The sequence below is a fragment of the Amycolatopsis ultiminotia genome (assembly GCF_039536925.1).
Lineage (GTDB): Bacteria > Actinomycetota > Actinomycetes > Mycobacteriales > Pseudonocardiaceae > Amycolatopsis > Amycolatopsis ultiminotia.
The window spans coordinates 170281-183440 of record NZ_BAAAZN010000009.1; the positions used below are offsets into that span (position 1 = coordinate 170281).

The 13160-nt window shown below is 69.8% G+C and carries 12 protein-coding genes and 1 tRNA gene; 9 read left to right on the forward strand and 4 right to left on the reverse strand.

The genetic code is table 11. From position 1 onward, the window contains the following. Window positions 1-2: 2 nt before the first annotated feature. Window positions 3-827: an acyl-CoA thioesterase gene (locus tag ABD793_RS21865; protein WP_344862808.1), complete on the forward strand. Its 825-nt coding sequence runs from the start codon at window positions 3-5 to the stop codon at window positions 825-827. A 45-nt stretch (window positions 828-872) separates the two neighbouring features. Here the strand turns inward: ABD793_RS21865 and ABD793_RS21870 are convergent, their stop codons facing one another. Continuing rightward, on the reverse strand, window positions 873-1427 hold the full coding sequence (locus tag ABD793_RS21870) for a hypothetical protein (protein WP_344862811.1): 555 nt from the start codon (window positions 1425-1427) through the stop codon (window positions 873-875). A 264-nt stretch (window positions 1428-1691) separates the two neighbouring features. On the opposite strand from ABD793_RS21870, the gene ABD793_RS21875 reads away from it, so the two are divergent. Beyond that, window positions 1692-1898, forward strand: coding sequence for a hypothetical protein (locus ABD793_RS21875; protein ID WP_344862813.1), 207 nt, complete (start codon window positions 1692-1694; stop codon window positions 1896-1898). Between the two features lie 722 nt (window positions 1899-2620). Further along, window positions 2621-2812: a VOC family protein gene (locus ABD793_RS21880; RefSeq protein ID WP_344862815.1), complete on the forward strand. Its 192-nt coding sequence runs from the start codon at window positions 2621-2623 to the stop codon at window positions 2810-2812. A gap of 419 nt (window positions 2813-3231) precedes the next feature. Here the strand turns inward: ABD793_RS21880 and ABD793_RS21885 are convergent, their stop codons facing one another. Both ABD793_RS21885 and ABD793_RS21890 read right to left on the reverse strand, forming a co-directional pair. Continuing rightward, entirely contained in the window at window positions 3232-3780 is a 549-nt protein-coding gene (locus tag ABD793_RS21885) for a DUF1453 domain-containing protein (protein WP_344862817.1), read from the reverse strand. Between the two features lie 115 nt (window positions 3781-3895). Beyond that, window positions 3896-4561, reverse strand: coding sequence for a response regulator (locus tag ABD793_RS21890; RefSeq protein WP_344862819.1), 666 nt, complete (start codon window positions 4559-4561; stop codon window positions 3896-3898). 128 nt (window positions 4562-4689) lie between these two features. Between ABD793_RS21890 and ABD793_RS21895 the strand changes: the two genes are divergently transcribed. Then, complete coding sequence (locus tag ABD793_RS21895) at window positions 4690-5847, forward strand: sensor histidine kinase (RefSeq protein ID WP_344862821.1); 1158 nt, start codon at window positions 4690-4692, stop codon at window positions 5845-5847. Between the two features lie 47 nt (window positions 5848-5894). Here ABD793_RS21895 and ABD793_RS21900 read toward each other — a convergent pair whose 3' ends face one another. After that, a complete protein-coding gene (locus ABD793_RS21900; RefSeq protein WP_344862823.1) occupies window positions 5895-6284 on the reverse strand; it encodes a hypothetical protein in 390 nt (129 codons plus the stop codon). 335 nt (window positions 6285-6619) lie between these two features. Here ABD793_RS21900 and ABD793_RS21905 point away from each other — a divergent pair. The 5 genes from ABD793_RS21905 to ABD793_RS21925 all read left to right on the forward strand — a co-directional run bounded on the left by ABD793_RS21905 (window position 6620) and on the right by ABD793_RS21925 (window position 13148). Then, window positions 6620-6692 (forward strand) — tRNA-Thr (locus ABD793_RS21905). A 182-nt stretch (window positions 6693-6874) separates the two neighbouring features. Next, window positions 6875-8380 carry a threonine/serine exporter family protein gene (locus tag ABD793_RS21910; RefSeq protein ID WP_344862825.1) on the forward strand — a complete coding sequence of 502 codons (1506 nt, stop codon included), beginning with the start codon at window positions 6875-6877 and terminating at the stop codon, window positions 8378-8380. An 82-nt stretch (window positions 8381-8462) separates the two neighbouring features. Further along, window positions 8463-9914 (forward strand): alpha,alpha-trehalose-phosphate synthase (UDP-forming), encoded by a 1452-nt coding sequence (locus tag ABD793_RS21915; RefSeq protein ID WP_344862827.1) that lies wholly within the window; start codon window positions 8463-8465, stop codon window positions 9912-9914. A 38-nt stretch (window positions 9915-9952) separates the two neighbouring features. Beyond that, entirely contained in the window at window positions 9953-12487 is a 2535-nt protein-coding gene (gene otsB, locus ABD793_RS21920) for a trehalose-phosphatase (protein ID WP_344862829.1), read from the forward strand. Window positions 12488-12614: 127 nt separating this feature from the next. Next, entirely contained in the window at window positions 12615-13148 is a 534-nt protein-coding gene (locus ABD793_RS21925; protein ID WP_344862831.1) for a hypothetical protein, read from the forward strand. Window positions 13149-13160 lie beyond the last annotated feature (12 nt).

Here is a 13160-nt window from a genome sequence, read left to right on the forward strand (position 1 = left end):
GGGTGACCACCATCGACCCCACGCACCTCGGACTCAGCCAGCTGCTGAAACTCGAACCGCTCGAGCTCAACCTGTTCCGCGGCTGGTGTCACCAGGGCTCACCGCAGCGCGCGTTCGGTGGCCAGGTGGCAGCGCAGGCACTCACCGCGGCCGGCTCGACGGTGCCGCCGGAGCGGCACGTGCACTCTCTGCACGGCTACTTCATCCGTGGCGGGCGCACCGACATGCCGATCATCTACGAGGTCGAACGCACCCGTGACGGCGGTTCGTTCACCACCCGCCGGGTCGTGGCGATCCAGAACGGCGAAAGCATCTTCAGCCTGTCCGCCTCGTTCCAGCTGGCAGCAGACAGCAGCGAACACCAGGCGCGGGTACCCGAGGCACCGTCGCCCGACGAGGTGACCGCAGGGGAACAGGACGACTCACCGATCATGCTGTCGGCGATCGAGGCGCGGTTCGTCAGCGATCCGCAGACCGGCCTTCCGGACAACGGCCGCGGGCCGCGGCAGCGCATGTGGGTACGGGCGAAGGAAACGCTGCCGGACACCCCGCTGGCGCACGTGTGCGCGCTCACCTACATCTCCGACATCCGGCTGGCAGGCACGGCCTGGCTGCCGCACCGCGACGAGCCGGGCATCCCGCAGCTGACCTCACTCGACCACGCGGTGTGGTTCCACCGGGCATTCCGCGCCGACGAATGGCTGCTGTTCGACATGGAAAGCCCGAGCTACGCGGGCACCCGCGGGCTCACCCACGGCGAGTTCTTCACCACCGACGGACGGCTGGTCGCCTCGGTCACCCAGGAAGTGCTGATGCGCAGGCGTTGACCGTCCTCTGTGGCCGTCCTTTGTGCTCAGTCCGCAGTGGAGGGATCAGCCGAGCCGGACCCGCACCGGACCGGCCGGTTCCGCATCGGTTTCGACGACCGGCGTGCGCAGCACCTTCGACAGCTGCCACGCCTCCAGACCGGCGAGCACCGTGTTCGCCACCACGAGCACCAGGTACAGCCCGGCCTGCGGGGACAGCGTGAACGGGTGCAGCCCCGACGCCCCGGCCAGCAGCGCGACGTGGCACGCCACGACCACGATCATCGACGCGGCGGAGAGGACACCGAGCACGATCAGCACGAGGCGCAGCAAGCGGGTGCGCCGCCAGTGCAGGTAGCCGGTCTTCACCAGGTCCGGCGTGCTCACCATGACGAGACCGCAGCCGTAGCCGGAGAACCCGCCGACGACGCCGCCACCGGCGACCAGCGCCGTGGTCAGGTGGTAGGACCCCGGCACGCGGTAGGCGGCCAGGATCGCGGCCACGCACACCAGCAGGCCGAGCGGCAGGTGCGGCCAGCCGTACCAGGGCAGCCGCCGCTCCATCCGGAGAATCGTCGGCAGGTCGACGTCGCGGTACGACTCGGGGTCACGCAGGGGCATCGCGCCGTTCCTCTTCTCCCGGGACGACCCGGGTGTGCGGCGGTGACCGGCGAAGCCTAGGCCAGCCCGTGCGGCCACGCAAAATCCGCATCCGCACGACCGGGTGGCCGGCGCTGCCGGCAAGCTCGTGCGCAGGGCTTTTTCGATTGTCACGCAACGGCATCCGGCCCGCCGCGGTACCGGCCTGCACGGTTGCGGCAAGCCGGTACCACGGATCTGCCGGGAGCGCGGATTTCTGTCGGTGGTCCCAGTTAGGCTGCCGGCATGAACACCGACGAACTCACCGTCGCCGCCGAGGACCTCACGCAGGGCCAGTGGTTCTGGCACGAACCTGCCCCCGGCCTGCGCTCGTGGCCCCTGCAGGTGGCCACCGCCGAGGTGCTGGACGACGCCGTCCGCATCATCACCACCGACGAAGTACGTGAACTGGTCTCCTACGCCCGCGACCGCAGGGTCCGGCTGGCCTCCTGAGCCGGCTTCACCGGGGGACGAGGCCGGCCGGGGGAAGGACGGCCGACTGGGGAACGACGACATCAGCGCCGGGCGAATGCCTCCCACCCGCCAAGCGCAACCAACTGGGGCGAGAACGACCATCCGGGCCAGGGGCAGCCGGAGCCGAACGGGCAATCGCACGCAGCCGAACCACCGCAGCCAGCCGGTCCATTCGCGGCAACCGAACCGCCGGAAGCAGAAAGCCATCCGAGGCAGGGGCATCGTCCGGAGGCGCGAACCGTCGGAGGCAAGGAATCCGGCACAGACAGAACCTCCGGTAGAGGCAAGACACCCGCGCTGCGCAACCTCCACCCGCGCTGTACAACCCCCGGTGGAGGCAAGGCGCCCGGTGCAGCGAAACTTCACGGGCGGGGCAAGGCACTCCGTGCTGTGCAACCTCCGGCGGAGGCAAGGTACCCGGTGGAATAGCAGGGCTGCGCGATTGATTCCGGGGCGTGGCGTGCTCGGGGCGGTTGTGATGCCGGAATCGGCGGTGACACGAAGGGACCGATGAAGGTTGATCGGCTGGACCACTTCGTGCTGACGGTGGCGGATATCGACGCCACTGTGGAGTTCTGCACCCGGCACCTTGGCATGGCCGCGGTGACGTTCGGGGCGGGCGCCGGGCGCTTGCGTTCGGGACCGGCAAGATCAACCTGCACCAGGCGGGCCACGAGTTCGACCCGAAGGCGCACCGTCCGATGCCGGGTAGCGCCGATGTGTGCCTGATCGTCGACGATCGTGTCGAGGATCTTGTCGCCGAACTCACCGACGCGGGAATCGCGATCGAAGAGGGCCCGGTCGAGCACACCGGCGCGACCGCGCCGATCATCAGCGTCGACGTCCGCGATCCGGACGGAAACCTGATCGAGCTGAGCAACTACCGCGGCTGAACCACCCGCGAACACCACAGGACCGGCAGACATCCGCACCCGCCCCGGCCACCGTCCTCGGACCACCACCGCCAGGCCACCGGCCGCCGTCCTCGAGCCACCACCGCCGGGCCACCGGCCACGGCCGCCGGACCACCATCGTCAGGCCACCAGCCACGCCCGCCGGGCCACCATCGTCGGGCCACCACCGCCATCGGGCCACCGCAGTTGCCCCCCGTCGGGGCCACCACAATCGAGCCTCCGCTGGCCGCCGCCACCGGGCAAGCGCTGTTGGACCCCGTCGGGCCCGTCGAGCTATCCACAACCGAGCCATCGCCGGCCACCGCCGTTGGGCCACCACAACCGGGCCACCAACCATCGGGCCAGCACCGCCGGGGGACCGCAGTTGAGTGGCCACCGTCGGGGCCGCTGGCGTTGGGTCAGTGGCGGTCTGCGGACATTCGGCGTTGCAGGTCGTCCAGCCATGGCGAGGTGCGGGCGACTCCGTCACGGCGCTTTTCCCACAGGATCTTGTGTTCGCCGCGCAACGCCCTGCCCATCGTGACCACGCCCTCCAGCAGCATGCTCACGCCGAGGGTCAGCATCAGCGTGTTGCCGAGCACTGCCACCTGGCTCTGGTCGATTGCGCCCAGTAGGAGGTTCGCCCCGAACTTCACCGCGACGTTGACCACCAGCAGCACCACAGTGACCGCCGTGTAGCGCATGTACACGACGCCTTCACGTTCGAACAGGCGGATGCTCGCGCCGCGCAGTGCGCCGATACCGGCGCTCAACAGCGCGGTCACCACCAGGAATCCCAGTGCCAGCGGGGAATGCACCACGTCCTTGACGTCGCTCAGCCCGATCACCGTGAGGACGGCAGGCACCACCAGCATCTGCTTGGCCTGAGCCGGTTGCCCGGCAAGCCGCCGCAGCAGCAGGTACCCGATCGCGGCGACGATCAGTACGGCTTCCAATGGTCCGCTCATGGTTCACTCTCCGTCTCGTTCCCGGCCAATACCGGAAAAAGTACGGCTGAACTGTGGTTTCGTCGTACGGCGCCGGCCCCATTCCCGGGTGGAGATCTTCTCCACCCAAACGGGGTCAGCCCTGGCGGTAGCTGGTACCCGGCTCCGGCGGCGCGGTGCTGAGCGCATACCGCACGGCATCGGCGCGCGAGTGGAACCCGGCCTTGGCGAACAGGTTGTTGATGTGCGTCTTCACGGTCGCCTCGCTGATCACCAGCCGTTCCGCGATCTCCGGATTCCGCAGCCCTTCACCGATCAGGCCAAGGATTTCCGTCTCCCGCGCCGTCAGGCTGAGCGGTGTCGCGCTCGCCGGCCGCGCCTGCCTGCTCGCCAGCGCGACCAGCCGTCGCTGTACCTCCGGCGCGAGCACGGTCTGCCCGGAACCGGCGCTGCGCACGGCCTGTTCGATCCGCGCCCGATCCGCTTCCTTGGTCAGATACCCGACGGCGCCCGCCTGGAGCGCGGCCAGGATCGATTCGTCGTCGTCGAACGTGGTCAGCACCACGACCTGGGTTTCCCGCACCGTCTCAGTGATCCGGGCGGTCGCCTCCACCCCGTCGAGCACGGGCATGTGCAGGTCCATCAGCACCACGTCGGGCACGTGCTCGGTGACCGCGGCCACCGCTTCCCTGCCGTTGGTCGCAGTGGCCACCACGGTGATGCCCTCGGCCAGGTCGAGCATCACCGCCAGTGCCTCCCGCACCGCCGCCTGATCGTCAACGACCACGACCGACACACTCATCCCGGCACCTTCCCGCCTCGACTGCCCACCCGCAGTCTGCCGCGACGGCGCGCACGAGTCCACAAAGGAGCAGGCGGGCTCGGCTAGTCTCGGCCGGGTACCCGCGAACGAGCGCAAGGGAGGAAGCGATGGCCGAACCGGCCGCGAGGCCGCCCGCGCTGCGCTTCGAAATGCTTTCCGACACGATGGTCCCGCCGCTGCTCGCCGCGGTCGCGATCGTGGTCACGTCCTTCGAACTGGGCACCGACCGGGTCATCTTCCGCCCGCTCGCAATCACCCTGTTCGTCCTGACCGCGCTGTTCGCGGTGACCACGTTCCTGCCGTGGACGCGAGTACCGGCACGCGGCCGGATCGCGCTCACCGTGGGCTACGGCGCGTGCGCTGCGGCACTGCTGCCGCTCGCGCCGACGACCCTCGCGCCGGCCTTCGCGTTCGCCGCCTCCGCGGCTGCCGGCGGGAAACTCGCCACGCACCGGGCCGCAGTGGCCGTCTCGGCACTCGACGCCTGCTTCGCCGCACTCGCCTTGTGGATCGTCGGCCAGCTCGCCCCGACCGGCAACCAATGGCCGTGGTGGCTGGGACTCACCGCGGCGCTGCCCGCCTATCTCGGCATGTCCCGGAAAGACCGGGCGGCCGCGCTGGAAAACGCGGAACGCGCAGCAGCCGAGGCACAGCGCGCCGCCGCGTCCGAAGCGCGCGAAGCCACGCTGCTCGAACGCAACCGGATCGCGCGCGAACTCCACGACGTTCTCGGCCATTCACTCACCGGTATCGCCATGCAGCTCGACCTCGCGGATGCGCTGGCCACCAACGGCCGAAGCACCGAAGCGAACTCCGCCGTGCTGCGGGCACGGTCGATCGCAGTGGACAGCGTGACGCAAATGCGTGAAGCGGTGCACGCCTTGCGCGATGACAGTCAAACCCTGTCCGAGGCGCTGCAAGCATTGGCGGACAACGAATCCGTGCCATTCACCTGCACCGGCGAACCCCGTCCCGCCACGCCGGACGTCACCCACGCACTGCTGCGTGCCGCGCAGGAAGCATTGACCAACGCGGCCAAACACGCTCCAGGAGCGAGTCGCCGCATCGACCTCGACTACACCGACGACGCAGTGCACCTGATCGTCACGAACACCGCGGCACCCGCCGGACCGCACGGCGTCGGCGGCGGGACCGGCCTCGGCCTGACCGCAATGCGCGAGCGCGTCGCGGTGCTGGATGGCAGTGTGCAGACCGGTCCCGACGAGGTCGGCGGCTGGGTGGTCGAAGCTCGGGTGCCGATCTGATCAGTCCACTGTGACCGGTCGGGATCCCGCGCTTCGACCGGTGTCGGCTAGACCTGCGGGGTGGCCGCCCAGTGCTTGTCCAGGTTGCCGTAGGTGGTCACGTTTCCACCCTTGCTCGGGCGGAAATTCGCCTCCGCCACCTGGAAGTGCCGCCCGCCGTCGGTAGTGCCGACGACCCGGATCTTCTCGAGGTTGCCACTGGTGCCCAGATTACCGACGGTCTGGCAGGCGGACGCAGGCACGTCTGTGCTCCGCAGACCGCCGCGGCCGAGGAATTCCACATAGGTGGTGTAGTCCCCTTGCGAGCACACCTGGAGCTGACCGGCAGCGACCGGAGCGGCCGAAGCAGCCGGCGCAAGCAATGCGGCAGCCCCCATCGCGATTCCGATCGCACCGGCGGAAATACCGACTCGCTTGACGTTCTTCGTCACAGACACAAATTCCCCTTCATCGAAATGATTTCCTCCGCCCGCTTTGCCGCGAACCGTAGGAGTCCCCTCGCGAAGCAGCTAATCCGAACGGGATATGCAACGGCCATCATCCGGAGCCGACTCGGGACGGAAAGGCAACGAAGTCGGCCCTTTCTTGCCGTTCGGTGAAATCCGGCGCAACCTCGGACCGCGGCGTTCGCCGGCCGTGCACCACGCCGGGTGCCCGTTCACCGCCAAGGCGGGTTGGGGCCTCCAGTCGCCACCCGCCGCGCCTGCCACCCGCCCGAACCGCCGCCCCCGCGCGCTCGCCGATATACTCCGTGCTGCCTGGTTCGGGCGCTGCCGGCATAGCTCAGTTGGTAGAGCGGCTGCCTTGTAAGCAGTAGGTCAGGGGTTCGAGTCCCCTTGCCGGCTCCCGTGAAAACCGCTCCGCCGCGTCCTCGTCCCCGGTGGACAAATCCCCTGGTCAGATGCCATGAGAGGCACGATCGACCACGGTACGGCACGATCGTCGGCGGGTGTGGCACACGCCACTGCAACGGCCGGGCCGGATCGGCCGATGGTCCCCGGGAACGACGAGGAGGTGGGGATCGATCGTGAAGATCAACGAGCGTGCCGGCCAGGGCAGCGCGCGGAGACGGTGGCCGATTCTCGAGTCCCCGCATCCCCGCTCCAGCCAGCGGGATCGGCCGAATCTGCTGCGCCGCCGCGCATGGCACATCCTCGAGGCACCGACGGCCGAGCAGCCTGCCGTGGAGACCGGCGAAACGCTCGGTCCGAAGCCGCCGGACGACGCGACGGTCAACTTCGTGCTGGACCTCGCGCTGCGCATCGGCGAGGTGCAGATGGCCAGTGGCGCCGGGGCCTCGGACGTCACCGCCACGATCCTCGCGCTCACCGCGGCGCTCGGGTTGCCGCACTGTGAGGTCGACGTGATCTTCACGTCGATCACGGTGACCTGTCACCGTGGCACCGACCTCGCTCCGGTCACCGCGCTGCGAGTGGTCCGTTCGCGCAGTCTCGACTACACGCGGCTCACGCAGGCGGAGCTTCTGGTGCGCAAGATCGTGCGCGGGCACGTCGGCGCCGAGGAAGCGCACACCGAGCTGGACCGGATCACCTCCGCCGCGCACCCGTACCCGCGGTGGATCGCCACGGTCGCCTGGGGCGGACTGGCCGCGTTCATCACCCTGCTGCTCGGCGGCGACCTCGACATCGCGCTGGTCGCTTTCGTCATCTCCTCGCTGATCGACCGGATCGGGCGGCTGCTCAACCGCTACCACCTGCCGTTCTTCTTCCAGCAGGTGGTCGGCGGCCTGTTCGCCACGCTGACCGCGATGGCCGTGGTCAGCAGCGACATCCTGACCACCAACCAGCCCACGCTGGTGGTCGCCGCCGCGGTGACCGTGCTGCTGTCCGGGCTTTCCACGGTGTCCGCGGTGCAGGACGCGATCACCGGTTACAACGTGACCGCCGCCGGGCGCACCACAGAAGTGGCGCTGATGAGTGCCGGGCTGATCGCCGGGGTGGTGATCGCGCTGCGCATCGAGCGCCTGGCACAACTCCCGCTCACGCCGTTGCCCGAAGCCGCCGGGGCCACCGTGCAGCACCTGCCGATCGTGGTCATCGCCGGAGCAGGTGCGGCCGCCTGCTTCGCGCTCGCGTCGTACTCCACGATGCGGGCGATGCTCGTCGCCGCCGCGGCGGGCGCGATCGGGGCGCTCGTGTACGGCGGGCTGATGCTGGCCAAGTTCGACCAGGTGAGCTCGTCGGCGATCGCGGCAACGCTCGTCGGGTTCTGCGGCGGCGTGCTCTCCCGCAGGCTGCGGGTGACCCCGCTCGTGGTGGCCGTGTCCGGGATCACTCCCCTGCTGCCCGGCCTCTCCACCTATCGTGGTCTATACCAATTGGGGGTCGAGCCGGGCGGCAACATCTCGACGCTGATGACCGCCGTCGCCGTCGGACTCGCCCTCGCCGCGGGTGTTGTACTGGGTGAATACCTCGCGCAACCGGTCCGCACCGGCCTCGGCAGGCTCGAGCGCAAGCTGGCCGGACCGCGGATGGCCGGGCCGATGGAGCCGAGCGAACGGCGGCTGGAGTAGCCGCTTGGTCACTGTCCGCTCACACCGCACGCGCTAGGGTTTCACCGGGGCCGCGACCTGCCGATGACGAGGGAGCAGCTGAGTGACTGACGCGATTGCCGAAACCACGAGCGCACCGTCCGCCGATTTCGTCGTGGTGGCCAACCGGCTTCCGGTCGACCTGGAGCACACCACGGACGGCGGGCGACGCTGGACGGCCAGCCCCGGCGGGCTCGTGTCCGCACTGGAGCCGTTCCTGCGGTCCCGCAAGGGCGCCTGGGTCGGCTGGCCGGGGGTGCCGGACGTCGACGTGGACGAGTTCGACGACGACGGCCTCGTACTGCACCCGGTCTCGCTCACCTCGGCCGAGGTCCGCGACTACTACGAGGGGTTCTCCAACGCCACGCTCTGGCCGCTGTACCACGATGTGGTTGCCAGGCCGGTGTTCGACCGGTCGTGGTGGGACAGCTACCTGCGGGTGAACCGCCGCTTCGCCGAGGCGAGTGCGGCGGTCGCCGCGCACGGCGCCACCGTGTGGATCCAGGACTACCAGCTCCAGCTCGTCCCCACGATGCTCCGCGAACTGCGGCCGGACCTGCGGATCGGCTTCTTCCTGCACATTCCGTTCCCGCCGGTCGAGCTGTTCATGCAACTGCCGTGGCGCGCGGAGATCGTGCGCGGGCTGATCGGCGCCGATCTGATCGGCTTCCACCGGCCCGGCGGCGCGCAGAACTTCCTGTGGCTGGCTCGCCAGCTGGTCGGCCTCGAACCCAGCCGCGGCGCAGTCGGCGTGCGCTCCCGGCCGGGCATGGTGCAGGTCGGCGACCGCACGGTGCGCGTCGGCGCGTTCCCGATCTCCATCGACGCGGCCGGACTCGACACGCTGTCGCGGTCGAAGGGTGTGGTGGAACGCGCCAAGCAAATCCGCCAGGACCTCGGCAACCCGAAAGCAGTACTGCTCGGCGTCGACCGGCTCGACTACACCAAGGGCATCGACCTGCGCCTGCAAGCGCTGCACGAGCTGTTCCACGAAGGCAGGCTCGAGCCGGGCGACGTCACCTTCGTGCAGCTGGCCACCCCCAGCCGCGAGCGGGTGGAGCACTACCAGCGGATGCGCGGCGAGATCGAGCAGATGGTGGGCCGGATCAACGGCGAGTTCGCCAGGGTCGGCCATCCGGTGGTGCACTACCTGCACCAATCGGTGGACCGCACCGAGCTGGCCGCGTTCTTCTCCGCGGCCGACGTGATGGTGGTGACGCCACTGCGCGACGGGATGAACCTGGTGTGCAAGGAGTACGTCGCGTGCAGGCCGGACCTCGGCGGCGCACTCGTGCTGAGCGAGTTCGCCGGTGCGGCGTCCGAGCTGACCAGCGCATTCCTCGTCAACCCGCACGATCTGGACGGGGTGAAGAACGCGTTGGCGGCTGCCATTACGCTCGACCCCGCCGAGGGCCGACGCAGGATGCGCGCCATGCGTCGCCAGGTCCTCACCCACGACGTCGACCGGTGGGCGCGCTCGTTCCTGCAGGCGCTGGGTGCGGAGCCGGTCGACTGACCTCCCCCGTACCGCGCTGGACCTCCTGAGGAGGAGTGTTGACCGCCGAGGCGTTGCCCGCGGAGCTACGGCGCGCGATCGTGCAGATCGCCCGTACCCCGCGCCTGCTGGTCGCCTGCGACTACGACGGCACGTTGGCCCCGATCACCGCCAATCCGGACGAGGCGCGGCCGCTGCCCGAGTCCGTCGGTGCGCTCAGATCGCTTGCCGGGCTGCACGAGACCACCACGGCCGTGATCTCCGGCCGGGCCCTGCGCGACCTGGCGACGCTGTCCCGGCTGCCCGCCGAGGTCAACCTGGTCGGCAGCCACGGGTCCGAATTCGACATCGGCTTCATCCACGCACTCGACGAGCACGCGCGGGCACTGCACCGCCGGCTCGAGTCGGAGCTGGAGCAGCTGGTGCTCGAGGTGCCCGGGGTGTCGCTCGAGGTCAAGCCGGCCAGCATTGCGGTGCACGTGCGCCGCGCCGAACACGAGGCAGGCCGCCGGGTGCTCGCTGCCGTGCACGAGGGCCCGTCGACCTGGCCGGGTGTGTCGACCACCGACGGCAAGGAGGTGGTGGAGCTCGCGGTCGTGCAGACGGACAAGGGCCGCGCGCTGGACACCCTGCGCCACCAGGTCGGCGCCACCGCCGCGGTGTTCCTGGGCGACGACGTGACCGACGAGAAGGCATTCGCCCGGCTGTCCGGACCGGATCTCGGGATCAAGGTCGGCGAGGGCGAATCACTGGCGGACTACCGGGTGCCGGACACCGTGGACGTCGCGCTGGTGCTCGCGTTCATCCTGGAAGAGCGGCGCAACTGGCTCTACGGCGAGTCCGCGTCGCCGATCGAGCGGCTGTCCATGCTGGCGAACGAGCGGTCGGTGGCGCTGGTGACCCCGGACGCCCGGCTCAGCTGGCTGTGCCACCCGGGACCGGACGCGCCCGCGGTGTTCGCCGATCTGCTCGGCGGCCCCGGCGCCGGGCACTTCTCGATCAAACCGCACCGCAACGGACTGCCGCTCGGCCAGCGGTACCTGCCGAACACCATGACGGTGGAGACCCGCTGGTCGCGATTGCTCGTCACGGACTACCTGGAACCGGAAAGCCCGGCGCACCGCACGGACATCGTGCGGGTGATCTCCGGTGAGGCGGCGGCACAGGTCGTGTTCGCGCCGCGGCCGGAGTTCGGCGGGGTGCCGGTGCGGCTGGTCGCCGAGCAGGACGGCCTGCGGGTGCTCGGCACGTCCGAACCGTTCGTGCTGCGAGCCGAGGGCGTCGCGTGGACGATCACCTCCGACGGGCTGCACGACACCGCATCCGCGCTCGTGCAGCCGGCCAAGGACGAGCCGGTGGTGCTCGAACTCCGGTGCGGCACCACGGATCTCAGCCCGCACGAACTGTCCGAAATAGATCGACGGGACCGGTCGGGCCGGTACTGGAGCGACTGGGCGGCCAAGCTCAAACTGCCTGCCGTACAGCCCGAACTGGTGCGCCGTTCCGCACTGACCCTGCGCGGGCTGGTCAACTCCGACACCGGTGGGGTGCTGGCGGCTGCTACTTCGTCGCTGCCGGAGGAGATCGGCGGCGTCCGCAACTGGGACTACCGCTACTGCTGGGTCCGCGACGCGGCGATGACCGTGCGGGAGCTGGTGAACCTCGGCTCACACGACGAGGCCGAGGGCTACCTGCGCTGGCTGCACGGCGTACTGTCCACTTTGGCCGGTCCGGAGCGGCTGCACCCGCTCTACACGCTGGCGGGCAGTGTGATCGGCGCCGAGGCGGTGATCGAGTCGCTGCCCGGGTACGCCGGTTCCCGGCCGGTCCGCGTCGGCAACCTGGCCAACCACCAGGTCCAGCTGGACGTGTTCGGTCCGGTGGTCGAGCTGGTCGGCACGCTGGCCGCAGTGCGCGACGAACTGCGTGACGAGGACTGGCAACTGGTGCGCGCGATGGCAGAAGCGGTCACCCGGCGCTGGAACGAGCCGGACCACGGGATCTGGGAGGAGCGGCACGTGCCGCGCCACCGGGTGTACTCGCGGGTGATGTGCTGGGTCACCATCGACCGCGCGGTGAAGCTCGGTCACGAGTACGGCCGCGACGTCCCCGGCGCATGGCCGCAGCTGCGGGACCGGATCAAGACCGACGTCCTGGAGCACGGCTGGAACGAGGAGGTGCAGGCGTTCACCACCGCCTACGACGGCACCGACCTCGACGCCGCGTCGCTGTTCGTGGGCCTGACCGGCCTCATCGACCCGGCCGACGACCGGTTCCAGCAGACCGTGACCGCAATCGAGGCCGAGCTGCGCAGCGGCTCCACGGTGTACCGCTACCGCCGCGACGACGGTCTCCCCGGCGGTGAGGGCGGCTTCCACATCTGCGCGGCATGGCTGATCGAGGCGTACCTGCTCACCGGCCGCCGCGACGAGGCCGAGGAGCTGTTCACGCAGATCGTCGACGCCGCCGGGCCGACCGGACTGCTGTCCGAGCAGTACGACCCGATCGCGGAGCGGTCGCTCGGCAACCACCCGCAGGCGTACTCGCATCTCGGTCTGATCCGGTGCGCGAACCTCCTCGCCGCCAAGTCCTGACGGGCAACCGCGTTAGCACGCCTCAGTGAAAGTGCGGTGAAGACCACCTGGGGGAATCCGATTCCCCTAAGGTGGTCTTCACGAGCATCTGCACGTTCATTCGGCTGGTTCGGCGCGGAGGTGGCGGGTGAAGCAGTACTACGGGCAGCAGGCAGCGGAGTTCATCCCGCTGCCACCGCTGTTCGCCGCCCGGGTCCGCGCAGGCTCCCCGATCGTCGGCATCACACTGCTCGTGGGCACGGTGCTGGTGCTCGCTCTCACCGCGTTCGTCAACCGCCCGCTGCACGGGCAGAGCCTGCCGCGTACCGCGCTCGGCACACTGGGCCTGGTATTGCCCGCGCTGGCGGTGGCCTGCACCGCGCTCGTGGTGCTGACCGCCCGCTGGTGCCTACGGGGCGACTACCTGGTGACTGCACGGGCCCGCACCACCCGCACCGCGCTGACGGTCTGCTTCGCGGCGCTGGGCATCAGCTGCCTGCTGGCGCTCACGCTCTCCGCGCTGGCCGACGTCTGGGGCGACCACGTCCGTCTCGGCTTCACCGACCTGCTGGCGACGTTCGCGAACTTCGCGCTCGGCGCACTGGGCTACGCCGTCGGCCTCTGGTACATCCGGCCCTCGGTCCGCACGCTGGAGAGGTTCAGCGACCACCCCATCTGGTAGCTCCGGTGCGGG